Raw genomic sequence first — 22821 nt, 5'->3', positions numbered from 1 at the left:
GAGATAGACGACTGTGGCTTCAACCGCCGATTTCAAGAACGGCCTGGTGCTCAACATCGATGGTCAGCTGTGGCAGATCACCGAGTTCCAGCACGTGAAGCCCGGTAAGGGACCGGCATTCGTGCGCACCAAGCTGAAGAACGTGTTGTCGGGCAAGGTCGTCGACAAGACCTTCAACGCGGGCGTGAAGGTCGAGACCGCGACAGTCGACCGCCGCGACACCACCTATCTGTACCGCGACGGTGACTCGTTCGTATTCATGGACAGCCAGGACTACGAGCAGCACCACCTCACTCCGGAGCTGGTCGGCGACGCGCACCGGTTCCTGCTGGAGAGCATGACCGTGCAGGTCGCGTTCAACGAGGGAGCGGCGCTGTACATCGAGCTGCCGGTTTCGGTCGAACTCGTGGTGACCCACACCGAGCCAGGTCTGCAGGGTGACCGTTCCAGCGCGGGCACCAAGCCGGCGACGATGGAAACCGGCGCCGAGATCCAGGTGCCGCTGTTCATCAACACCGGTGACCGCCTCAAGGTCGACACGCGCGACGCCAGCTACCTCGGCCGCGTGAATGGCTGATAGCGGTTCGACCGGCCGCGCCTCTGCCAAGGGAGGCCGCCGCAAGGCGCGCAAGCGGGCAGTGGACCTGCTGTTCGAGGCCGAGGCGCGGGATATGACGGCGGCCGCGGTGGCCGATGAGCGTCGCGGATTGGCGGAGACGAAGGCGGATGTGGAGCCGCTGAACCCGTACACGGTGACGGTCGCGCACGGTGTCACCGAGCACGCCACACACATCGACGAGCTGATCTCCTCGCATCTGCAGGGCTGGACGCTGGCCAGGCTGCCCGCGGTGGACCGCGCGATCATGCGCGTCGCGGTGTGGGAGCTGCTCCACGCCGAGGATGTGCCCGAGGTGGTGGCCGTCGACGAAGCGGTCGAGCTGGCCAAACAGCTATCCACCGATGAGTCACCGGCATTCGTGAACGGTGTGCTGGGTCAGCTCATGCTGGTGACCCCGCACATCCGGGGCGGCTCGGCTTCCAGCTCCGCGGAATAACTCAGTCGAGCCGTATCTCGAACACGGGGATCACCCGGTCCGTCAGGGTTTCGTACTCGGCGAATCCGGGTGCGCGCTGTTTGACGATGTCGAACACCCGATCGCGCTCGGCGCGGGGGAGTTCGACGGCCGTGGCGTGTGCTTTCGGGTTGGCGCCGATCTCCACGGCGACATCGGGGTTGGCTCGCAGGTTCGCCACCCAGGCGGGATTCTTCGGTCTGCCCGCCGACGAACCGACGATGTAGGCCTTGCCATCGATATCGAAGTAGGCCAACGGGTTCACGCGTTCGGCTCCCGATTTGGCGCCGGTGCTCGTCAAAAGCATGAGTGGAAAACCCTCGAATTGGCCGCCGACCTTGCCGCCGTTGGCACGGAACTCGGCGATGTTGGCCTCGTTGAATGACTGCTCGCTGCCCGATGGTTCGGTCATGGTCGCCTCGATTCTCTCGGTGATGTCGCGAGCCTATCGGCCGGTCCTGGGTGCCATGCGGGTAGCAACATGACTAGCAGGCATCTACCCAGGATCAAATACATTGAGATGCGCTAGGTGCGGTGTTCTGTCACTATTAGCTGCGTGGGAGCCTGGGGTGCTGGACCGTTTGACAACGATGATGCCGCCGACTTCTTGGGCGATCTCAGGCAGAGTGATGATATCGAGCTTCAACTGGCGCGATGCTTGCGCATGGCGAATGCTGACTACCTAGAGGCGCCGGAGGGGTCAACGGTGGTCGCTGCCGCTGCCGTGATTGCCCTGCGATGTTCGGGCGAGGTCGATTCGCTCGCGGCGCGGTGGTCGGAAGCGGTGGCCGACATTGTCGTAAAGCAAACTCAAGCATATGCGCTTGCGGTCCTGGCGCGCGGCGCGATCGCGCGGGTGCAGGCTCCGGACAGTGAGCTCGCCGATTTGTGGACAGATGCGGATCCAGCTGAGTGGGTGGCCGAGGTGACAGCCATCGAGCGTTCACTGCGTGGTGTCGAGGGGGATGGGTACCAGGACTGGGCGCCCTATCCGGACCTCACCAACGCCGCGACGGTCGGACTCCGGGATCCGAGGGTGGCGCTCGATGCGCTGCGGGCGGTGGTCGACATATCGGAGGTGTCTGCCTTCGTTCTGGATCGTGAACCGGCTGAGCAGTCGGAAGGTCTGTGGCAGGAGGTGGCGCTGAGTGACGGCCGCCGGCTTGTGATGTGGCATGGCGAGGACAAGTCCGGACTACTCGGATCATCGGAGTTCACCTCGTCGATCCGTGTCATCCCGCTGAGCGCCATCACCGACCGTCAACTGAAGACGACATATCAACAGCTGGGTGCGGAGCGCTCGCTGCTCGCCGTCGAGCTGTGGCTCTCGACGGTGACTCCGGAAAAGAGTCGTGCGGTCTCGATTTCGGAAACCGAGTGGGAAGTGCAGGATTTCTACTTCGCCAAGTCGATCGTGGACGGCGGCCTCGCCCAGATGGAACGGCTTCTTCAATTCGGGCGGGCGGTGGCACAACATGTTTGACAGAGATGTCGATTGGGCGGCAATCCCGCATTTTGGCGCCGCGATCGGAGTTTTCACGCCGCATGCCTGGATGGCGATCGATCAACTAGGCCGGGTGGTCGACGTAGCGCAGGTGGGTACCTTCCTGCTGAACCGAGGTTGCGAGCACGGGGCATGGGGTGAGAAGTGGTGGTACGAGGTTGCGCTGGTCGACAGTGGGCGGCTGATTCTGTGGTTCGTCAGGGAAGGGCACTGCGCGGGACATGAGGAGCGGCCCCCACATCCCACGGTGTCGGTGACCCTGCGCACCATCCCGCTGTCCGAAATCACCGATAAGTCCTTGAAGGTCGACTACGACGTCGCGCCGGATGGTGCTGTGACCATGACGACGGTTGACCTGACGCTGTACACCTCGACCACCACGCGTACCGTCAAGGCTTCGCTGGAGGAATACCGGCACAGCATCGAGAACTTCCAGTTCTCAAAGTACTCCAGTCATGGTGTGGCGCAGATGAATCGACTTATCGATTTCGCGCATGCGTTGTCTCGGGAGATCCACTGATTAAATGTCAGGTGCATTGACACATCCCTCCGGATTCGGCATCCTGGGTCCATGACCGAGAACTTGCAAGACATGTTCGAATCCTCGTATCGCGGTGAGGCGCCCGAGCAGCTCGCGGCTCGGCCGCCGTGGAGCATCGGGCAGCCGCAGCCCGAAATCCTGACGCTCATCGAGCAGGGCAAGGTGCACGGCGACGTACTGGATGCCGGGTGCGGGGAGGCTGCGACCGCCCTATACCTCGCCGAGCGAGGCCATGCCGCCGTCGGCCTGGACGCCGCGCCCACGGCAATCCAGTTGGCCAAGGGTTACGCGGCCGAGCGCGGCCTGACCAATGTCACCTTCGACGTCGCCGACATCTCGAACTTCACGGGGTACGACGGGCGCTTCGGGACGATCATCGACTCGACGCTGTTCCATTCGATGCCCGTCGCCTTGCGTGAGGGATATCAGCAGTCGATCGTGCGTGCCGCGGCGCCGGGCGCCACGTACATCGTGCTGGTTTTCGACAAGGCGGGCTTCCCCCCGGATATCGACGGGCCCTATCCCGTCACCGAACCCGAGCTGCGCGCGATCGTGTCCAAATTCTGGACCATCGACGACATCAGCCCGGCGCGGCTGTATGCCAACGGGGAGGGATTCAAGGACGGCGCGGCGCAGAGCTTCGCCGAAGTCCGCGAAGAGCCCAACGGCCGAGTCTCGATGGCGGGCTGGCTGCTACAGGCGCACCTGGACTGAGCCGCTGCTCACAGCGCGGCGTAGACGGCCTGCGCGAACTGAATGTGCAACAGCTGCAGGCGCAGGGTCGATGTGCTCGCCAACGCGGCTTTCGGGTCCAGGTCGGGCATCCGCCACTGTGGCAGGAACATGAGGATCGCGTCGGCCTTCGGGTCGGCGTGCCACCACGTTCCGAACGCGCCGGGCCAGCCGAAGGTGCCGGCGCCGCCGGGGCCGAACAATGCGGCCGCGTTCGGATCCAAGACGACCGATAAGCCCAGGCCGAAGCCGCGCCCGCTCCAGTACGGCAGGCCGAATGCCGGCAGCTCCCGCTGAGCGGGTGTGAGCCGGTTGGTGCGCAAGGCAGCCGTCGACTCCGGGGAGAGAATGCGCACTCCATCGGCCTCGCCGCCGCCCAGAAGTGCCCGCGCAAAGGTCAGGTAGTCGCCCGCGGTACTCGCCAGCGCACCGCCGCCACGGCACAGCTCTGGGGCCGACGTGGGCATCGAGGTGAGATAGCCGCGGTCGGCCGCCACGACCTGGTCGTGATCGTCGAGACCATAGAGACGTGCCAATCGGCCGGCCTTGTGTTCGGGAACGAAGAAGTCGGTATCCGACATCCGCAGCGGATCCAGGATCCGTTGACGCAGCAGCTCGTTGAGCGGCAGCCCGGCCGCGCGCGCGATCAGTAATCCGAGCACGTCGGTGGAATGGCTGTAGTGGAAACGCTCTCCCGGTGGGTACACCAGCGGCAGCGCGGCGATGGCCGCTATCCATGCGTCGGGCTCACCGAACACCGCCGTGTGCAATGGCTGGTAGGCCTTTGCGATCGGTCCGGTCGCGATGAAGTCGTAGGTCAGCCCACTGCGGTGGGTCAGCAGATCCTCCACCGTGATGGTGCGGGGTGCCCGGAACGTGTCATCCAATGGGCCGCCCGGATCTTTGAGCACCCGCATCTCGGCGAACTCCGGTAGCCAGGTGGTGATCGGGTCGCTCAGCCGGATCGTGCCGTCGTCGACGAGGGCCATGGCTGCCGCGCTGATAACGGGCTTGGTCATGGATGCGATGCGAAAAATAGTGTTCTCGGCCATGGAAAGGCCCGCCTCGACATCGCGGTAGCCGGTGGCGCCCAGATGTTTGAGCTGCCCGCCCTGCCACACCAGCGTCACCGCTCCGGCCAGGATGCGGTCATTGACCGCCGCACGGATCGGAGCGAGGGCGGCGTCGAAGGCGGAGTCGGGCTGGGGCATAACTCCATCCTGTCAGCCGAGGCCGATGGACGCCCGGATGCTAAGCTGCCTGGCGATAAGTGACATCCTTTAACGATCCGTCCAGTGAGGCGGAGAAGGAGGTCTCGCGTAAGCGTGGGCGCATTACCAGAGGGACGCGAACTGTTGTCCGCCGCAGATGTCGGCAGGACCATCTCGCGTATCGCGCATCAAATCATCGAGAAGACCGCTCTTTCCGATTCCAGTGACGCGCCCCGCGTCGTACTGGTCGGCATTCCGACACGCGGCGCCACACTGGCGAAACGATTGGCCGCCCACATCACCGAGTTCTCCGGTGTCGAGGTGCCCGCCGGATTCCTGGACATCACGCTCTACCGCGACGACTTGCGCAACAAACCCCACCGCCCGCTTGAGCGCACCTCCATTCCCGAAGGCGGGGTCGACGGTGCCCTGGTGGTGCTCGTGGACGACGTGTTGTTCTCGGGCCGCACCGTGCGCTCGGCGCTCGACGCGCTGCGGGATCTGGGCCGGCCGCGTGCGGTGCAGCTGGCGGTCCTGGTTGATCGCGGGCATCGTGAGCTGCCGCTGCGCGCCGACTACGTGGGCAAGAACGTGCCGACCGCCCGCTCCGAAGATGTCAAGGTGCTGCTGGCCGAACACGATGGCTGCGACGCCGTGGTCATCAACAGCGCGCAGGGAGAGGCCTCGTGAAGCATCTGCTGTCGGCGGCCGACCTGACCCGCGACGAGGCCACCGCCATCCTCGACGATGCCGACCGGTTTCTGCAGGCCCTGGCGGGGCGCGAGGTCAAGAAGCTGCCCACCCTGCGTGGGCGCACCATCATCACGATGTTCTATGAGAACTCCACGCGGACAAGGGTTTCCTTTGAAGTGGCAGGGAAGTGGATGAGTGCCGACGTGATCAACGTCAGTGCATCCGGTTCCTCGGTGGCCAAGGGTGAGTCGCTGCGCGACACCGCCCTGACCTTGCGCGCGATCGGCGCCGACGCGTTGATCGTCCGCCACCCGGCCTCCGGAGTCGCCGCACAGCTCGCGCAGTGGACCGCCGAGGGCGAGGGCGGTCCCGCGGTGATCAATGCAGGCGACGGCACCCACGAACATCCGACTCAGGCACTGCTTGACGCACTCACCATTCGGCAGCGGTTGGGCGGTCTTGAAGGTCGCCGCATCGTGATCGTCGGGGACATCCTGCACAGTCGAGTCGCTCGATCGAACGCTCTGCTGCTCAACACGTTCGGTGCCGAGGTGGTGCTGGTAGCTCCGCCTACGCTGTTGCCCGTTGGTGTCGAGACGTGGCCGGTGACGGTCAGTCACGACTTGGATGCCGAGCTACCGGGCGCCGATGCGGTGCTGATGCTGCGGGTGCAGGCCGAACGCATGACCGGTGGCTTCTTCCCGTCGGCGCGCGAGTACTCGGTGCTTTACGGATTGTCCGAGGCCCGGCAGCGGCTGCTCGCCGAACACGCGGTGGTGCTGCATCCGGGCCCGATGCTGCGCGGTATGGAAATCGCGTCTTCCGTGGCTGATTCCTCGCAATCAGCTGTTCTGCAACAGGTATCGAATGGAGTGCATATCCGCATGGCCGTGCTGTTCCACCTGCTGGTCGGCTCCTCCGATAGCTCAGAGGCGGTGCCCGCATGAGTGTCCTGATCAAGGGCGTACTGCTGTACGGGGAGGGCGAGCAGGTCGACGTTCTCATCGAAGACGGCCAGATGACCCGCATCGAGGCCGGTATCGGAGCGGGTATCGAGACGGAGGTCGACACCGCCATCGAGGCGCCGGGCCAGGTGCTGCTGCCCGGATTCGTGGACCTGCACACGCATCTGCGTGAACCGGGGCGTGAAGACACCGAGACCATCGATTCGGGCTCGGCGGCAGCGGCTTTGGGTGGGTACACCGCCGTCTTCGCGATGGCCAACACGAACCCGGTGGCGGACAGCCCCGTGGTGACCGACCACGTATGGCAGCGCGGCCAGCAGGTCGGATTGGTCGACGTACATCCGGTGGGTGCCGTCACGGTCGGGCTGGAAGGTAAGCAGCTCACCGAGATGGCGATGATGGCGCGGGGCGCGGGCCGGGTACGGATGTTCTCCGATGACGGCAAATGCGTGCACGACCCGCTGATCATGCGGCGCGCTCTCGAATACGCCAAGGGCTTGGGTGTGCTCATCGCCCAACATGCCGAAGAACCACGGCTCACCGTCGGATCGGTGGCGCATGAAGGGGCCAACGCGGCCAAGTTGGGCCTGACCGGTTGGCCCCGTGCCGCTGAGGAATCCATCGTCGCCCGGGATGCGATCTTGTCCCGTGACAGCGGTGCTCCGGTGCATATCTGTCACGCGTCCACCGCCGGCACCGTCGAGCTGCTCAAATGGGCTAAGGGACAAGGCATTTCCATCACCGCCGAAGTGACGCCGCACCATCTGCTGCTCGATGACGGCCGGCTGGCCTCCTATGACGGCGTGTATCGGGTAAATCCGCCGCTGCGCGAGTCGACCGACGCCCATGCATTGCGTCAGGCCCTCGCCGACGGGGTGATCGACTGTGTGGCAACCGATCATGCACCCCACGCCGATCACGAGAAATGCTGCGAGTTCGCGGCGGCCCGCCCCGGCATGCTCGGGTTGGAGACCGCGCTGTCGGTAGTCGTGGAGACCATGGTGAAAACGGGATTGTTGAACTGGCGCGATATCGCCAAGGTGATGAGTGAGCGGCCGGCGCAGATCGTCGGTCTACCCGATCAGGGGCGTCCGTTGGCCGTCGGTGAGCCCGCCAACCTGACGATCGTTGACCCGGATGCCACCTGGACCGTCAGCGGCGACGGATTGGCCAGCAAGTCGGCCAACACCCCGTTCGAATCGATGACATTGCCTGCCACCGTGACCGCGACGCTGCTGCGCGGTCGCATCACCGCACGGGACGGCAAGGTGATCCAGTGAACCACGGCGACTTCATCGGTGCGCTCATCATGGCGGGCGCCTCGCTCACCTTGACCGTGCTGCTTGCCCGGCTGATGTGGCGCGGCTGGCGCGCACGCGGGCAACGTCAGATGGACACCGTGGGAGAACTGCCCGTGGTGCCCACCGAGCGCGGCGACATCGTCATCGAACCCGCGGACGGCCTCTATGTAGGCAGCACTATCGCGCCGGACTGGCAGGACCGAATCGCGGTGGGCGACTTGGGTTACCGCGCGAATGCCACCTTGACCAGGTACACCGGCGGGGTCCTGCTGGAGCGCAGCGGAACCGCAGACATCTGGATCCCCGCAGACGTCATCACCGAGATCCGCACGGCCAAGGCGTTGGCGGGCAAGGTACTTACCCACGACGGAATTCTTGCGATTCGGTGGCGGCTGCCCTCGGGCACCGAAATCGACACCGGATTTTTGGCACGACCGCGAAGCGAATATAAAGAATGGAAGCAGGCGTCATGAGTGACAAGGCGGTGCTCGTTCTCGAAGACGGGCGGGTGTTCACCGGTAAGCCGTTCGGTGCGGTGGGTGAAACTCTCGGCGAGGCGGTGTTCTGCACGGCCATGTCGGGTTACCAAGAAACCCTGACCGACCCGAGCTATCACCGGCAGATCGTGGTGGCGACAGCGCCGCAGATCGGCAATACCGGATGGAACGACGAGGACGACGAGAGTCGCGGCGGCAAGATCTGGGTCGCCGGATACGCGGTGCGCGACCCCTCGAACCGGGTCTCGAATTGGCGTGCCACCGGATCCCTGGACGATGCCCTCAAGGGGCAGCACATCGTCGGCATCGCCGGAATCGACACCCGGGCCGTCGTCCGTCACCTACGTACCCGCGGGTCGATGAAGGCGGGCATCTTCAGTGGGACAGTTGCCGACGCGCCCACCGACTTCCTGCTCTCGCGCGTCAACGGCCAGCCCTCGATGCTGGGTGCGGACCTGGCGGGAGAGGTGAGCACCGACGACACCTACATCGTGGAACCCGATGGCGCGCACCGCTTCACCGTGGCGGCTCTGGATCTGGGGATCAAGACCAACACCCCGCGTAACTTCACGCAACGCGGTATCCGCGTTCAGGTAGTGCCCTCGTCCATCAGCCCGGACGAGCTGCTCGCACTGGCGCCCGACGGCGTGTTCCTGTCCAACGGGCCGGGCGACCCGGCCACCGCGGATCACGTGGTGGCCGTGACGCAGGCGGTGCTGCAACGGAAAATCCCGCTGTTCGGCATCTGCTTCGGCAATCAGCTGCTGGGCCGGGCATTGGGCCGCTCCACCTACAAGATGACCTTCGGGCATCGCGGTATCAACATCCCGGTCATCGATCACGCGACCGGCCGGGTCGCGATCACCGCGCAGAACCACGGCTTCGCCCTCGAAGGTGAGGCGGGTGAGCAGTTCGATACACCGTTCGGGCGCGCCGAGGTCAGCCATACCTGCGCCAACGATGGCACGGTGGAAGGGATCCGGCTTTTGGACGGATCGGCCTTCTCGGTGCAGTACCACCCGGAGGCGGCGGCGGGACCTCATGACGCCGAGTACCTCTTTGACCAGTTCGTCACGGCACTTGAGAATCGGGGTAACCGCTGATGCCACGTCGCACAGACCTCAACCACATCCTGGTCATCGGTTCCGGCCCCATCGTGATCGGCCAGGCCTGTGAGTTCGACTATTCGGGCACCCAGGCCTGCCGTGTGCTGCGGTCGGAGGGGCTGCAGGTCAGCCTCGTCAACTCGAACCCGGCGACGATCATGACCGACCCGGAGTACGCCGACAACACCTATGTCGAGCCGATCACGGCGGAGTTCGTCGAGAAAGTCCTTGCCGCACAGGCGGAGAAGGGCAACAAGATCGATGCTCTGCTGCCGACGCTGGGCGGCCAGACCGCGTTGAACACCGCGGTCGCCCTCTACGAGAACGGTGCACTTGACCGTTACAACGTGGAGCTCATCGGCGCGAACTTCGAGGCCATTCAGCGCGGTGAAGACCGGCAGCGGTTCAAGGACATCGTCGCCAAGGTCGGCGGCGAGTCGGCGAAGTCCCGCGTCTGTTTCACCATGGACGAGGTCCGCGATACCGTCGCCGACCTCGGATTGCCGGTTGTGGTGCGCCCATCCTTCACGATGGGCGGCTTGGGCTCGGGCATGGCGTACACACCCGATGACGTTGAGCGGATGGCGGGCGAGGGACTCTCGGCGTCCCCGTCGGCGAATGTGCTGATCGAGGAATCCATCTACGGGTGGAAGGAATTCGAGCTCGAGCTGATGCGCGACAGCCGCGACAACGTGGTGGTGGTGTGCTCGATCGAGAACGTCGACCCGATGGGTGTGCACACCGGCGACTCGGTGACGGTGGCTCCCGCGATGACGCTGACCGACCGTGAGTATCAGAAGATGCGCGATCTGGGTATCGCGATCCTGCGCGAGGTCGGCGTGGACACCGGTGGCTGCAACATTCAGTTCGCCATCAACCCCCGCGACGGTCGCCTCATCGTCATCGAGATGAACCCGCGCGTATCGCGCTCCAGCGCGTTGGCCTCCAAGGCAACCGGATTCCCCATCGCCAAGATCGCGGCCAAGCTGGCGATCGGGTACACGCTCGATGAGATCGTCAACGACATCACCAAGGAGACCCCGGCCTGTTTCGAGCCGACTCTGGACTATGTCGTCGTCAAGGCGCCCCGATTCGCCTTCGAGAAGTTCCCCGGCGCCGACGCCACCTTGACCACCACCATGAAATCGGTGGGTGAGGCGATGTCTCTGGGGCGCAACTTCGCCGAGGCACTCGGGAAGGTCATGCGCTCGTTGGAGACCTCCGCGGCGGGCTTCTGGACCGACAACGCGAGCCCCATCGAGGATCTGGACACGTTCCTGCAGGAGCTGCGGGTGCCGCGTGACGGGCGGCTCTACGGAATCGAGCATGCGCTGGGTGCCGGTGTCCCGGTCGAGCAGGTAGCCGAGATCACCGGTGTCGACCCGTGGTTCGTTGAAGAGATCGCGCAGATTCACCAGCTCGGTACCGAGCTGCGTGAGGCGCCGATCCTTGACGAGGAACTGCTGCGCAGGGCCAAGCACTACGGGCTCTCAGATCGTCAGATCGCGGCACTGCGACCGGAATTGGCGGGGGAGGACGGGGTGCGCTCGTTGCGCCACCGGATGGGAATCCGGCCGGTGTATAAGACGGTCGACACCTGCGCCGCCGAATTCGAGGCCAAGACCCCGTACCACTATTCGAGCTACGAGTTGGATCCGGCTGCGGAATCGGAGGTGGCCCCGCAGACCGAGCGACCCAAGGTGCTCATCCTCGGGTCGGGCCCCAACCGCATCGGCCAGGGCATCGAGTTCGACTACAGCTGCGTGCACGCGGCAACCACGTTGTCGCAGGCCGGATTCGAGACCATCATGGTCAACTGCAACCCGGAAACGGTGTCCACCGACTATGACACCGCCGACCGCCTGTACTTCGAACCGCTGACCTTCGAAGATGTGCTGGAGGTGTTCCACGCCGAAAGTGAATCCGGCCGTGGTGGACCGGGTGTTGTCGGTGTGATCGTGCAACTCGGCGGACAGACCCCGCTGGGGCTGGCGAAGCGTTTGGCCGATGCCGGCGTGCCGGTGGTGGGCACCAGCCCGGCGGCCATCGATCGCGCCGAGGACCGCGGCGTGTTCGGGGATCTGCTGGTATCGGCCGGTCTGCCGGCGCCACGATTCGGCACCGCCACAACCTTCGAGCAGGCCAGGCAGATCGCCTCCGACATCGGTTACCCGGTGCTGGTGCGACCGTCCTACGTCCTGGGTGGACGGGGCATGGAGATCGTCTACGACGAGGACACCCTGCACGGCTACATCACGCGGGCCACCCAGCTCTCACCCGAACACCCCGTGCTCGTCGACCGCTTCCTCGAGGACGCCATCGAGATCGATGTCGACGCGTTGTGCGACGGCACCGAGGTTTACCTCGGCGGCGTCATGGAGCACATCGAGGAGGCCGGTATTCACTCCGGCGACTCGGCATGCGCGCTACCGCCGGTAACCCTGGGCCGCAGCGATATCGAAAAGGTTCGCAACGCGACCGAGGCGATCGCGCATGGAATCGGAGTGGTCGGCCTGCTGAACGTGCAGTACGCGCTCAAGGACGATGTGCTGTACGTCCTGGAGGCGAACCCACGTGCCAGCCGTACGGTTCCGTTCGTGTCGAAGGCCACCGCGGTGCCGTTGGCCAAGGCGTGCTCCCGGATCATGTTGGGCGCCACCATTGCCGGTCTGCGCGAGGAAGGACTGCTGCCCGCCGACGGCGACGGCGCCACCCTGCCGCCGGGTGCTCCGGTAGCGGTCAAGGAGGCCGTGCTGCCGTTCCATCGTTTTCGCAAGGCGGATGGCAGCCAAGTGGATTCCCTGCTCGGGCCGGAGATGAAGTCCACCGGCGAGGTCATGGGCATCGACGCCGATTTCGGTAGCGCGTTCGCCAAGAGCCAGACCGCCGCGTACGGATCGTTGCCCAAGGAGGGCACGATCTTCGTCTCGGTGGCCAACCGTGACAAGCGCTCCCTGGTGTTCCCGGTGAAGCGGCTGGCCGATCTCGGGTTCAAGGTGCTGGCGACCGAAGGTACGGCAGAAATGCTGCGCCGTAACGGAATACCGTGCGAAGAGGTGCGTAAGCACTACCAGGGTGCCGAGGATGGATTGCCCCCTCGGTCTTCGGTCGACGTGATCAAGGCCGGCGAGGTCGCGATGGTCATCAACACCCCGTACGGGAACTCCGGCCCCCGTGTCGACGGATACGAGATCCGTTCGGCCGCGGTGTCGATGAACATCCCGTGCATCACCACGGTGCAGGGTGCTTCGGCCGCCGTGCAGGGGATCGAGGCCGGTATCCGTGGGGATATCGGCGTGCGGTCGCTGCAGGAACTCCACGCGGGCTTGCGATGAGGCCCCCGCACGCGGGAGGTACCCCCAGCTTGCGCGAAGAGCGGTGGGGCCGGTGACGTTCGGTGCACGGCTGCAGGCGGCCACCGCATCTCGTGGCCCGCTGTGTGTGGGTATCGATCCGCATCCTGAGCTGCTGCGCGCCTGGGGGCTGGACGCCGATGCGTCGGGTCTGGCCCGGTTCAGCGATATCTGTGTGGAGGCCTTCGCCGAGGTGGCGATCGTCAAGCCGCAGGTGGCGTTCTTTGAAACCTATGGTGCCGCAGGGTATTCGGTGCTCGAACGGACCATCGCGGGGCTACGCGAGGCTGGTGTGCTGTTGCTGGCCGACGCCAAGCGCGGGGATATCGGATCGACGATGGCCGCGTATGCACAGGCTTGGCTGGGCGATTCACCGTTGAGCTCCGATGCGGTCACCGCCTCGCCGTATCTGGGCTTCGGATCATTGTCTCCACTACTGGACCTGGCGCGTGAACGTGATCGTGGTGTCTTCGTCCTTGCCGCCACCTCCAATCCCGAGGCGCCTCCGGTGCAGCGGGCACGCGCCGGGGAGCTGACGGTCGCGCAGGCGATGGTGGATCGGGTGGCCGCGCTGAACGCCGAGGGGACCGGTCCGGGATCTGTGGGTGTCGTCGTCGGGGTCACCGTCACCGATCCGCCGGATCTATCGTCGATCGGCGGCCCCGTACTTGTTCCGGGGCTCGGGGCACAGGGCGGTAAGCCCGAGGATCTGCGTGGCTTGGGTGGGGCTCCGGGATCGCTACTGCTTCCGGCCGTCTCGCGTGAGGTGCTGCGCGAGGGGCCCGACGTCGCGGCGCTGCGCGCGGCCGTGTCGAGGCTGCGGGACAGCGTCGCCTATCTGCGTGCCGAATGAACAGGCGATAATCGATCCTCTGGACTATTCGCGTTGCTGTGCATCGGATTTCGGCAAAGTGCACGCGCAGCCACCAGCGGTACCAGTGACGCCACGACAACCCAGCGTCCGATGGGTGTGAACCCACCCCAGAGCGGATTGATCACGTAGATCCGGGTGTAGACGAGCGTGAGGATCGCGCCTGTCAGCACCAGGACGCCGACCGCGATATCGCGCTCTGTGCTCATCGGGGTCACCGGACGGTCCCACCATGGCAGCGCACGACGTTCGGTGGCGCGCAGCGGGATGAAGAACACGGCCACGATGGCGCAGACAATCGCCAGTCGCAGCACGTTCCCCGGCCAGTACCAGGCGTCGCGGGGGCTGACCAATCCGATGCGAAGGGCCAGGTATACCCCATAGGACAGCAGGAACGTGACCACCCAATGCCATAGATAGATCGTCAAGCTGCCGCTGTTGCAGACCTGCAGGAATCTCCAGGTTCGCGCCCCCTGCAGCCAGCGGTTGATGGCGGGAGCGAAGGCGATGACGAGCATGCATTCGACAATGGCGCTGACCGCGAGCAGCAGAGTGGGCGGCATATTGGCGATCAGCCCGGACGGATAGGGCCCCAGGATGGCCAATGCGACGGTGACGCCCAATGCGACGGCCGCGGCCGCCACGGCCACCCGGCGGGGGACCAGGGCGCGCTGATAGGCGATGCCCAACGCGGCGGGGACCAGCCACATGAAGATCATGTTGATCCAACCCGTCATCACCCAGGTGTCGGTGACCACGCTGATGGTGTCTACCAGGGCTGTGATCAGGCACATCGCCGCGATGAACCAGCCCAGCCGGCTTCCGGTGCGGATGCGCGCCAGCCACGGCATGAACGCAAGCGTCAGCAGATAGGCACCGACGTACCAGAGCAGCTCGATATGTCGCATCTCGAGATACAGGAGTTGTCTGGAATTGCCCATGGTGATGCGCAGCAAGGTGGTCACCAGTGCGACGAAGACGAGGAAGTAGAACACCGGGCGGAAGAGCCGCGTCGTCCGGCTCATCAGAAACTGCCCCCAAGACCTACCGGATTCCCAGGAGTGGAGATTTGCTGCTGCACCTGCAAAAAAGAACAGCGGCATCAACGGGATCAGCCAGAATAGCCAATGCACGTTGTAATTCGCGGACATGGCGGGTTTGCCCTTGACGATGGTGGGGCTACCCGCGAGGACGTGATAGGCCACCACAGTGGCCAGTGACACGAGCCTCACGGCATCCAATACCCGATCACGCTCACGTGATGGGTGCGTGGAATCACCCATATGGCGCACCCTACCCAGCAACTGCTGCGCCTTGCTAAGCAACTTCCCGGGGTGCCTGGTCGTCGGCATTCTCACCTGCGCCTCTTCAACTGAACGTTGATGGGTCGCGACACGCGCAACACGAGATTCACACAAGATTTTCAGTTTGCCCTCATGGCAATCACGGTTTGCTTGTCTCCGGTTCAGGTACAGGAATCGGCGGTGTTGTCAACTCTGAATGAAAAATATTGTGCAACAACGATATTCAATCGCGACCTGCAGAAATGCCGGGTCGGAACGCATGGAAGCGATGGTTGCTCGGCGGGATCGCCTGCGGCCCCTCTAGCAGGCGATTTTCACCGAGATGAGGGGGGTGGGGTTCACATATGTCGGTTGGCGTGGGTACGGTCGCTGTCGCTGGCTGGTTGTTTTCCAGCCGATCAGAAAAACCGAAGAGTTTCGTATGAGACGGAGGAATCGTGGCCCTTCCACAGTTGACTGACGAGCAGCGTGCCGCCGCGTTGGCGAAGGCGGCTGCCGCCCGCCGCGCCCGGGCCGAGCTCAAGGAGAAGCTCAAGAAAGGCGGCACCAATCTCAAGCAGGTGCTCAAGGACGCCGAGACCGATGAGGTCCTCGGCAAGATGAAGGTTTCCGCACTGCTGGAAGCCCTGCCCAAGGTTGGCAAGGTCAAGGCGCAGGAGATCATGACCGAGCTGGAGATCGCCCCGACCCGCCGTCTGCGTGGCCTCGGCGACCGTCAGCGCAAGGCACTGCTGGAGCGGTTCGACTTCTCCTGATCTTCTCCAGATGACAGCTTCGACGAGGGGCCGGGTAGTAGTCCTATCCGGCCCCTCAGCCGTCGGTAAGTCCACCGTGGTGCATCGGCTACGCGATGACGTGGATGGTCTGTTCTTCAGCGTCTCCGCCACCACCAGGGCCCCGAGGCCCGGTGAGGTGGACGGCGTGGACTACCACTTCGTCACCACCGGGGAGTTCCAGCGGCTCATTGACACCGGTGCGCTGCTGGAATGGGCCGACATTCACGGCGGCCTGCAGCGTTCAGGAACCCCCGCGGCGCCTGTTCACGAGGCGATGGAGGCTGGTCGGCCGACCCTCATCGAGGTCGATCTGGCCGGTGCCCGCGCCATCAAGGCGGTACTTCCGCAGGCGCTGACCGTCTTCCTCTCGCCACCGAGCTGGGACGCGCTGGTGCAGCGGCTTACCGGCCGCGGCACCGAATCGGAGGCCGTGATCGCCCGGCGATTGGAAACTGCCGAGGTCGAAATGGCGGCTCAAAGCGACTTTGATGTCGTCGTCGTGAATGACCAGTTGGAAAATGCCTGCGCACAGTTGGTATCGTTATTGGTCGGACGTTAACCGGCGGCGCATCGACAAAGACTGCGAATACCGCGCCCGCCATATTCAGCGCCATATACCTATCCAGGAGATTTCTTAGTGAGCACCTCCCAGACTGACGTCATCGTCGAACCGGGCACCGAAAGCTACGACGCCGCGCTCGACACGCCGCTGGGTATCACCAACCCGCCGATCGACGAGCTGCTGGCGCGGGCATCGAGCAAGTACGCGCTCGTGATCTACGCAGCCAAGCGTGCACGCCAGATCAACGACTACTACAACCAGCTGGGCGACGGCATCCTCGAATACGTGGGGCCGCTGGTCGAGCCGGGTCTGCAGGAGAAGCCGCTGTCGATCGCGCTGCGCGAGATCCACGGCGACCTGCTTGAGCACACCGAAGGCGAGTAGAAGCTGCGATGAGCGGCTCGCGCGAAGAGCATCGGGCCTGAGGTCCGGCTGTGTCGCGGATCATCGTCGGAGTGGGCGGGGGAATCGCCGCGTACAAGGCCTGCACTGTGGTGCGCCAGCTCGCGGAAGCCGGGCACAGCGTTCGGGTCATACCTACCGAGTCGGCGCTGCAGTTCGTGGGTGCCGCCACCTTTGAGGCGCTCTCGGGTGAGCCGGCGCGAACCGGGGTGTTCGACGATGTTCCGCAGGTCCCACATGTGCGGCTGGGACAGGACGCAGACCTTGTCGTAGTCGCTCCCGCCACCGCCGACCTGCTGGCCCGCGCGGCCACCGGCCGCGCCGACGATCTGCTGACCGCAACCCTGCTGACCGCGCGTTGTCCAGTCCTGTTCGCACCCGCGATGCACACGGAGATGTGGCTGCACCCGGCGACGCAGCAGAATGTCGCGACATTGCGAAGCCATGGCGCGGTTGTCGTAGAGCCCGCTTCGGGACGCCTTACCGGCGCTGACACCGGCCCGGGCCGGCTTCCCGAGGCCGAGGAAATCACCACGCTGGCGCAGCTGCTGTTGGCGCGGGCCGATGCTCTCCCGCACGATCTGGCGGGAGTGCGCGTCCTGGTCACCGCAGGCGGCACCCGCGAGCCCCTGGATCCCGTGCGGTTCATCGGAAACCGCAGTTCCGGTAAGCAGGGATACGCGATCGCCCGGGTGGCCGCACAACGCGGCGCCGAGGTCACGCTCATCGCGGGTCATACCGTCGGGTTGCCCGACCCGGCCGGAGTCGACGTGGTGCACATCAGCTCCGCCGCCCAATTACAGGATGCGGTGACCAAACACGCGCCCGCGGCGGAGGTGTTGATCATGGCGGCCGCTGTCGCCGATTTCCGGCCCGCGCACGTTGCGACCAGCAAGATCAAAAAGAGCCACGGCGCCGACGGTGAGAATCCCGTCGATGCGCCCATCGAGTTACTGCGTAATGCTGACGTGTTGGCGGGGGTGGTCCGTGCGCGCTCGGACGGGCAGCTGCCCAGGATGCGGGCCATCGTCGGGTTTGCGGCCGAAACCGGTGACGCCAATGGGGACGTACTGTTCCACGCCCGCGCCAAGTTGAAGCGCAAGGGCTGTGATCTGTTGGTAGTCAACGCCGTTGGCGAGGGGCGAGCCTTTGAGGTGGATAGCAACGATGGATGGCTGCTGTCCGCTCAATCTGATGGTGAGATCGCCGAAGTCGTGTTGGAGCACGGCACCAAAGTTCTGATGGCAAGCCGTATTGTGGATGCCGTCGCCGGACTTTGTCAGTGAACCTGACAACCCGGCATGGCCCCGATATCGAATCGTCGGCCATAATGATTAGGACACGTAACGATCTGAAAGGGGCTGCGCGGTGAGCTCAGCGGGACGGCTTTTCACCAGTGAATCGGTGACCGAAGGGCACCCGGACAAGATCTGTGATGCCATCAGCGACTCGATTCTCGACGCGCTGCTCGCCCAGGACCCCAAGTCCCGGGTCGCGGTGGAGACGCTGGTGACCACCGGTCAGGTCCACGTCGCCGGTGAGGTGACCACCTCCGCATACGCCGATATCCCCAAGATCGTGCGCGATCGCGTGCTGGAGATCGGCTACGACTCGTCGTCCAAGGGCTTCGACGGGCACTCCTGCGGTGTGAACATCGCCATCGGTGCTCAGTCGCCCGATATCGCTCAGGGCGTCGACACCGCTCACGAGGCCCGTGTGGAGGGTGCCGCGGATCCACTGGACGCCCAGGGCGCCGGAGACCAGGGGCTGATGTTCGGGTACGCCATCAACGACACTCCCGAGCTCATGCCGCTGCCCATCGCACTGGCGCACCGCCTCGCGCGGCGTCTGACCGAGGTTCGCAAGGACGGCCTGCTGCCGTACCTGCGTCCCGACGGCAAGACCCAGGTCACCATCGAGTACGACGGCGACAAGGCCGTCCGCCTGGACACCGTCGTGCTCTCCACGCAGCATGCTGCCGATATCGACCTGGAAAACCTGCTGACCCCGGATATCCGCGAGAAGGTCGTCAATACCGTCCTGGACGAGCTTGAGCAGGAATCGCTGGATATCTCCGACTACCGGCTGCTGGTGAACCCGACCGGAAAGTTCGTGCTGGGTGGTCCGATGGGTGACGCCGGCCTGACCGGCCGCAAGATCATCGTCGACACCTACGGCGGCTGGGCTCGCCACGGCGGCGGTGCGTTCTCCGGTAAGGACCCGTCAAAGGTGGACCGTTCGGCGGCATACGCCATGCGCTGGGTCGCCAAGAACGTGGTGGCTGCCGGGCTGGCGGATCGCGTCGAGGTGCAGGTTGCCTACGCCATCGGCAAGGCCGCCCCGGTAGGCCTGTTCGTCGACACCTTTGGCACCAACAAGGTCGACCAGGCCAAGATCCAGAAGGCCATCAACGAGGTGTTCGATCTGCGTCCGGGCGCGATCATCCGCGATCTGGACCTGTTGCGACCGATCTACGCGCAGACTGCCGCGTACGGCCACTTCGGCCGCACCGACATCGACCTGCCGTGGGAGCGGACCGACCGCGTCGATGCGCTTAAGGCCGCCATCTAGCTTTTCCACAGCAGCGCCGGGTGTGAACAGTACTGCTCACACCCGGCGCTTTTGTCGCTGTGGCACTCACATGAGGTAGGGGATCAGCGCTCGTCGGTCGGTCGGATAGTCGACGAATTTCTCCCGGTACCAGCGGTGGGTGGCCAATGCGCGGGGGATCAGATTGCCGGCGGTGATCAACAGGATGACGACGCCGGGCAGGGCCCAGGTGAGTAAGGCGAAGCCGGACCAGGCGATCAGCTCGCCCAGATATGCCGGACTGGTGACGAATCGGAAGCCACCGCCGAACGGGATGCGGTACTCGGCGCCGCCGGGATTCTTCTTGTCACGCAGGTTTCGCACGATCGACTCCGAACTGATCAGCAGCGTGAAGCCGCACAGGTAGACAGCCACGCCGAGTAGGAATCGTGGGTCGTGCAGCCAGGCTCGGTTGTACTGCCCGAAGAAGTCGTGGCTGAAGAGGGTTCCGTTGAGGTATCCGTGCATCGACGTGACGAGCATGCCCATGGCCACCACCGAGACGTTGAACGTACTGCGCTTGCCGGGTACCTGACGGATCGCGAGCGGGAAGTACCAGCCGCGGTTGGCGTAGTGCAGCAGCCATATTCCGGCGAGAACCAATGACGTGGGCTCGAAACAAGCGGGTCCGGTCAGATAGCAGACGAGAAACACTGCGGTCGCCGGAATCTCCATCAGCCACCAACCGAGTTTCGGATTCAGATTGAGGCCGAGTTTCGTCGTCGAGAATCGTCCGTACGAACTCTGTGCGAAAAGACCTCCGATGATCACGAATGCCGCGAAACAGAAGGCCGCCGTCAGCACGGTGTCGTACGTGGTGTTGCCGGTGTACCAGTGCATGGCCATTCCCTCGGTGAGCGGGCGGCATAGCCCGGATGCGTGCCGCAGAACTGTAACGTGTTCTACCACGCGCGCTTCGCGCCCGGCGAAAGCGACCAACCGCCGGGCGTGTGTGCCGGTGTTGTGCGGATTGGCGCGCGCGCCGGGCGCGGTGCGCATAGAGTCTGCCAATGACGGTGTCTGATGCTCTTCGCGCGAGCGGCTCATCGATGATCAGAGCCGCACTGACGCAAGCGACTTGGACTGGCGACAAGGAATCGATGCTCGCCAAGCACGAGCGTTTTGTCGCTGAGGCGGCGTCCGGTGGCGCCCAGGTGATCTGCTTCCAGGAACTCTTCTACGGCCCCTACTTCGGGATCGTGCAGGACAAGAAGTACTACGAATACGCCGAGTCGGTGCCCGGTCCGGTCACCGAGCGGTTCGCGGCCCTCGCCAAGGAACACCACATGGTCATGGTGCTACCGGTGTACGAGGAGGAGCGTCCGGGAGTTCTCTACAACACCGCGGCGGTCATCGACGCCGATGGCACCTACCTGGGAAAATACCGTAAGCATCACATTCCTCACCTTGATCGGTTTTGGGAGAAGTTCTACTTCAGGCCCGGAAATCTCGGGTACCCGGTCTTCGACACCGCGGTCGGAAAGATCGGCGTCTACATCTGTTACGACCGGCATTTCCCGGAGGGCTGGCGTAATTACGGGCTCGCGGGAGCAGAGCTGGTCTTCAATCCTTCGGCCACCAAACCTGGTCTTTCCAATAGGCTTTGGGAACTGGAGCAGCCCGCGGCGGCGGCAGCCAATCAATACTTCGTTGGCGCCAACAACCGGATAGGAACCGAGAACGGCGAATTCGGGGATCAGGCCGTGACCTTCTACGGTAGTTCTTACTTCGTCGACCCGCGCGGCAACTATGTCGGTGAGATCGCTTCACAGAGTGCCGAAGAGATCGTGATACGGGACCTGGACCTGTCCGTGGTCCGTGAGGTGCGGGGGGACTGGCAGTTCTATCGGGACCGCAGACCGGACACCTACGACCCGATCGTCGCTCCGTAGGAGGGCGACGATGGCAACGATCCTGATCCGGGGCGGCACCGTGGTAACGGCGACGGGCCGTGGTGCCGCAGATGTTCTGGTTGACGACGAGAAGATCGCGGCGGTCCTACTGCCCGGCAGCACTCTGCTCGGTGTGGATCTGGCCGGCGCCGTCGACACCGTGGTCGAAGCCGCAGGCAAGTACGTGATTCCCGGTGGTATCGATGCCCACACTCATATGTCGATACCCTTCGGTGGCACCACGGCGTCGGATGACTTCGAGACCGGGACGCGCGCCGCGGCCTGGGGCGGCACTACCACCATCATCGATTTCGCCGTGCAGAAGTACGGTGAGCGGCTTGAAGATTCGCTGCAAACCTGGCACGAGATGGCGGCAGGCCAGTGTGCCGTGGACTATTCCTTTCATCAGATTGTGGGCGACGTCAACGATGCCTCGCTGGCGGCGCTGCGGCGATTGGCCGACGAGGGCATCACCAGCTACAAGATGTTCATGGCGTATCCGGGGGTCTTTTACAGTGATGACGCGCAGATACTTCGCGCCATGCAGGTGGGCGCCGATACCGGGCTGATGACCATGATGCATGCCGAGAATGGCCCTGCCATAGACGTTTTGGTGGCTCAATTACTTGCTGCCGGCAAGACGGATCCGTACTACCACGGTATCGCCAGGGCCTGGCAGCTGGAGGAGGAAGCCACGCACCGCGCGATCATGCTGTCCAATCTGACCGGTGCGCCCCTGTACGTCGTACACGTCTCGGCGAAACAGGCCGTCGCGCAGTTGGCCGCCGCGCGTGATGCCGGCCAAAACGTGTACGGGGAGACCTGCCCGCAGTATTTGTACCTGTCTTTAGAGGACAACCTGGGAGCGCCGGGGTTTGAGGGAGCCAAGTGGGTTTGTTCGACCCCGCTGCGGTCCAAGCGCGAACACCACCAGGACGAGATGTGGCGTGCGTTGCGCACCAACGACATCCAGATGGTCTCGACGGATCATTGTCCGTTCTGCATGAAGGGGCAGAAGGACATGGGCATGGGTGATTTCTCGAAGATTCCCAACGGGATCGGCTCGATTGAGCACCGGATGGATCTGCTGTACCAGGGCGTCGTGGACGGTCGGATCACTCTGGAGCGGTGGGTCGAGATCACCTCGACGACTCCGGCACGAATGTTCGGGCTGTACGGGCGCAAGGGAGTGATCGCGCCGGGTGCCGACGCGGACATCGTTGTCTACGATCCCCGCGGGCACACCTCGATCGGGTTGGGTAAGACCCATCACATGAACATGGACCACTCGGCGTGGGAGGGATATGAGATCGACGGGCACGTCGACACCGTGCTCTCCCGCGGGAAGGTAATCGTCGACGGCGACGAATATCTGGGCAGCAAGGGAGACGGCGCTTTCATGCGCCGCGACCTGTGTCAATACCTCATCTGAGGTCGGTCGATAGAGAG

At 64.3% G+C, this 22821-nt stretch carries 23 protein-coding genes; 19 read left to right on the top strand and 4 right to left on the bottom strand.

Going from position 1 to position 22821, the window contains the following annotated elements; all coding sequences use genetic code 11:
• The first annotated feature begins 13 nt into the window (after positions 1-13).
• The gene (gene efp / locus MSTE_RS13725) at positions 14-577 is read left to right on the top strand and encodes an elongation factor P (RefSeq protein ID WP_096501988.1); all 564 of its coding nucleotides are present in this window, start codon (positions 14-16) and stop codon (positions 575-577) included.
• Positions 570-1055, top strand: a complete 486-nt coding sequence (nusB, locus tag MSTE_RS13720; RefSeq protein ID WP_096501986.1) for a transcription antitermination factor NusB — start codon at positions 570-572, stop codon at positions 1053-1055. The genes efp and nusB overlap by 8 nt, the downstream gene beginning before the upstream one ends.
• A 1-nt stretch (position 1056) precedes the next feature.
• Here the strand turns inward: nusB and MSTE_RS13715 are convergent, their stop codons facing one another.
• Positions 1057-1485: a nitroreductase family deazaflavin-dependent oxidoreductase gene (locus MSTE_RS13715; protein ID WP_096501984.1), complete on the bottom strand. Its 429-nt coding sequence runs from the start codon at positions 1483-1485 to the stop codon at positions 1057-1059.
• Positions 1486-1602: 117 nt separating this feature from the next.
• Between MSTE_RS13715 and MSTE_RS13710 the strand changes: the two genes are divergently transcribed.
• Genes MSTE_RS13710 through MSTE_RS13700 form a run of 3 tightly spaced genes read left to right on the top strand, consistent with a single transcriptional unit; the run spans position 1603 to position 3832 of the window.
• The gene (locus tag MSTE_RS13710; protein ID WP_096501982.1) at positions 1603-2556 is read left to right on the top strand and encodes a DUF4259 domain-containing protein; all 954 of its coding nucleotides are present in this window, start codon (positions 1603-1605) and stop codon (positions 2554-2556) included.
• Positions 2549-3097, top strand: coding sequence for a hypothetical protein (locus MSTE_RS13705; protein ID WP_096501980.1), 549 nt, complete (start codon positions 2549-2551; stop codon positions 3095-3097). Before MSTE_RS13710 ends, MSTE_RS13705 begins: the two co-directional genes overlap by 8 nt.
• 51 nt (positions 3098-3148) lie before the next feature.
• The gene (locus MSTE_RS13700; protein ID WP_096501978.1) at positions 3149-3832 is read left to right on the top strand and encodes a class I SAM-dependent methyltransferase; all 684 of its coding nucleotides are present in this window, start codon (positions 3149-3151) and stop codon (positions 3830-3832) included.
• An 8-nt stretch (positions 3833-3840) separates the two neighbouring features.
• Here MSTE_RS13700 and MSTE_RS13695 read toward each other — a convergent pair whose 3' ends face one another.
• On the bottom strand, positions 3841-5061 hold the full coding sequence (locus MSTE_RS13695; protein ID WP_096501976.1) for a serine hydrolase domain-containing protein: 1221 nt from the start codon (positions 5059-5061) through the stop codon (positions 3841-3843).
• A 141-nt stretch (positions 5062-5202) separates the two neighbouring features.
• Between MSTE_RS13695 and pyrR the strand changes: the two genes are divergently transcribed.
• Genes pyrR through pyrF form a run of 7 tightly spaced genes read left to right on the top strand, consistent with a single transcriptional unit; the run spans position 5203 to position 13829 of the window.
• Complete coding sequence (gene pyrR, locus MSTE_RS13690) at positions 5203-5751, top strand: bifunctional pyr operon transcriptional regulator/uracil phosphoribosyltransferase PyrR (protein WP_030093552.1); 549 nt, start codon at positions 5203-5205, stop codon at positions 5749-5751.
• Positions 5748-6701, top strand: a complete 954-nt coding sequence (locus tag MSTE_RS13685) for an aspartate carbamoyltransferase catalytic subunit (RefSeq protein ID WP_096501974.1) — start codon at positions 5748-5750, stop codon at positions 6699-6701. Before pyrR ends, MSTE_RS13685 begins: the two co-directional genes overlap by 4 nt.
• Positions 6698-7999, top strand: a complete 1302-nt coding sequence (locus MSTE_RS13680; RefSeq protein WP_096501972.1) for a dihydroorotase — start codon at positions 6698-6700, stop codon at positions 7997-7999. The genes MSTE_RS13685 and MSTE_RS13680 overlap by 4 nt, the downstream gene beginning before the upstream one ends.
• The gene (locus tag MSTE_RS13675) at positions 7996-8493 is read left to right on the top strand and encodes a PH-like domain-containing protein (protein WP_096501970.1); all 498 of its coding nucleotides are present in this window, start codon (positions 7996-7998) and stop codon (positions 8491-8493) included. Before MSTE_RS13680 ends, MSTE_RS13675 begins: the two co-directional genes overlap by 4 nt.
• Complete coding sequence (gene carA, locus MSTE_RS13670) at positions 8490-9620, top strand: glutamine-hydrolyzing carbamoyl-phosphate synthase small subunit (protein ID WP_096505859.1); 1131 nt, start codon at positions 8490-8492, stop codon at positions 9618-9620. The genes MSTE_RS13675 and carA overlap by 4 nt, the downstream gene beginning before the upstream one ends.
• On the top strand, positions 9620-12958 hold the full coding sequence (gene carB, locus MSTE_RS13665) for a carbamoyl-phosphate synthase large subunit (RefSeq protein WP_096501968.1): 3339 nt from the start codon (positions 9620-9622) through the stop codon (positions 12956-12958). Before carA ends, carB begins: the two co-directional genes overlap by 1 nt.
• 43 nt (positions 12959-13001) lie before the next feature.
• Positions 13002-13829: an orotidine-5'-phosphate decarboxylase gene (gene pyrF / locus MSTE_RS13660; RefSeq protein ID WP_096501966.1), complete on the top strand. Its 828-nt coding sequence runs from the start codon at positions 13002-13004 to the stop codon at positions 13827-13829.
• Here the strand turns inward: pyrF and MSTE_RS13655 are convergent.
• Positions 13811-15130, bottom strand: a complete 1320-nt coding sequence (locus MSTE_RS13655; RefSeq protein WP_096501964.1) for an acyltransferase family protein — start codon at positions 15128-15130, stop codon at positions 13811-13813. The two genes, pyrF and MSTE_RS13655, sit on opposite strands and share 19 nt — an antisense overlap.
• A 458-nt stretch (positions 15131-15588) precedes the next feature.
• Here MSTE_RS13655 and mihF point away from each other — a divergent pair, with 458 nt between their 5' ends.
• The 5 genes from mihF (at position 15589) to metK (ending at position 19462) form a co-directional block, all read left to right on the top strand.
• Complete coding sequence (mihF, locus tag MSTE_RS13650; RefSeq protein ID WP_030093544.1) at positions 15589-15906, top strand: integration host factor, actinobacterial type; 318 nt, start codon at positions 15589-15591, stop codon at positions 15904-15906.
• 10 nt (positions 15907-15916) lie between these two features.
• Entirely contained in the window at positions 15917-16486 is a 570-nt protein-coding gene (gmk, locus tag MSTE_RS13645) for a guanylate kinase (protein ID WP_096501962.1), read from the top strand.
• A gap of 78 nt (positions 16487-16564) precedes the next feature.
• The gene (gene rpoZ / locus MSTE_RS13640; protein ID WP_030093542.1) at positions 16565-16873 is read left to right on the top strand and encodes a DNA-directed RNA polymerase subunit omega; all 309 of its coding nucleotides are present in this window, start codon (positions 16565-16567) and stop codon (positions 16871-16873) included.
• A 50-nt stretch (positions 16874-16923) separates the two neighbouring features.
• Complete coding sequence (gene coaBC / locus MSTE_RS13635) at positions 16924-18177, top strand: bifunctional phosphopantothenoylcysteine decarboxylase/phosphopantothenate--cysteine ligase CoaBC (RefSeq protein ID WP_096501960.1); 1254 nt, start codon at positions 16924-16926, stop codon at positions 18175-18177.
• 82 nt (positions 18178-18259) lie between these two features.
• Complete coding sequence (gene metK, locus MSTE_RS13630; RefSeq protein ID WP_096501958.1) at positions 18260-19462, top strand: methionine adenosyltransferase; 1203 nt, start codon at positions 18260-18262, stop codon at positions 19460-19462.
• A gap of 66 nt (positions 19463-19528) precedes the next feature.
• Here metK and MSTE_RS13625 read toward each other — a convergent pair whose 3' ends face one another.
• Positions 19529-20320, bottom strand: coding sequence for a phosphatidylethanolamine N-methyltransferase family domain-containing protein (locus tag MSTE_RS13625; RefSeq protein WP_096505857.1), 792 nt, complete (start codon positions 20318-20320; stop codon positions 19529-19531).
• Between the two features lie 209 nt (positions 20321-20529).
• Between MSTE_RS13625 and MSTE_RS13620 the strand changes: the two genes are divergently transcribed.
• Entirely contained in the window at positions 20530-21372 is an 843-nt protein-coding gene (locus tag MSTE_RS13620; RefSeq protein ID WP_096501956.1) for a nitrilase-related carbon-nitrogen hydrolase, read from the top strand.
• A gap of 10 nt (positions 21373-21382) precedes the next feature.
• Entirely contained in the window at positions 21383-22804 is a 1422-nt protein-coding gene (hydA, locus tag MSTE_RS13615; protein ID WP_096501954.1) for a dihydropyrimidinase, read from the top strand.
• Positions 22805-22821 lie beyond the last annotated feature (17 nt).

Source organism: [Mycobacterium] stephanolepidis, assembly GCF_002356335.1.
GTDB classification, from domain to species: Bacteria; Actinomycetota; Actinomycetes; order Mycobacteriales; family Mycobacteriaceae; genus Mycobacterium; species Mycobacterium stephanolepidis.
The sequence above is the reverse complement of the archived record's forward strand: the minus strand, read 5'-3'. Positions and strand labels throughout refer to the sequence as shown.

Coding starts and splice junctions, on each gene's coding strand:
- MSTE_RS13625 (WP_096505857.1), bottom strand. CDS start 20,320: ATGCACTGGTACACCGGCAACACCACGTACGACACCGTGCTGACGGCG.
- MSTE_RS13715 (WP_096501984.1), bottom strand. CDS start 1,485: ATGACCGAACCATCGGGCAGCGAGCAGTCATTCAACGAGGCCAACATC.
- MSTE_RS13705 (WP_096501980.1), top strand. CDS start 2,549: ATGTTTGACAGAGATGTCGATTGGGCGGCAATCCCGCATTTTGGCGCC.
- MSTE_RS13655 (WP_096501964.1), bottom strand. CDS start 15,130: ATGGGTGATTCCACGCACCCATCACGTGAGCGTGATCGGGTATTGGAT.
- gmk (WP_096501962.1), top strand. CDS start 15,917: ATGACAGCTTCGACGAGGGGCCGGGTAGTAGTCCTATCCGGCCCCTCA.
- nusB (WP_096501986.1), top strand. CDS start 570: ATGGCTGATAGCGGTTCGACCGGCCGCGCCTCTGCCAAGGGAGGCCGC.
- carA (WP_096505859.1), top strand. CDS start 8,490: ATGAGTGACAAGGCGGTGCTCGTTCTCGAAGACGGGCGGGTGTTCACC.
- MSTE_RS13680 (WP_096501972.1), top strand. CDS start 6,698: ATGAGTGTCCTGATCAAGGGCGTACTGCTGTACGGGGAGGGCGAGCAG.
- hydA (WP_096501954.1), top strand. CDS start 21,383: ATGGCAACGATCCTGATCCGGGGCGGCACCGTGGTAACGGCGACGGGC.
- MSTE_RS13700 (WP_096501978.1), top strand. CDS start 3,149: ATGACCGAGAACTTGCAAGACATGTTCGAATCCTCGTATCGCGGTGAG.
- carB (WP_096501968.1), top strand. CDS start 9,620: ATGCCACGTCGCACAGACCTCAACCACATCCTGGTCATCGGTTCCGGC.
- MSTE_RS13620 (WP_096501956.1), top strand. CDS start 20,530: ATGATCAGAGCCGCACTGACGCAAGCGACTTGGACTGGCGACAAGGAA.
- MSTE_RS13695 (WP_096501976.1), bottom strand. CDS start 5,061: ATGCCCCAGCCCGACTCCGCCTTCGACGCCGCCCTCGCTCCGATCCGT.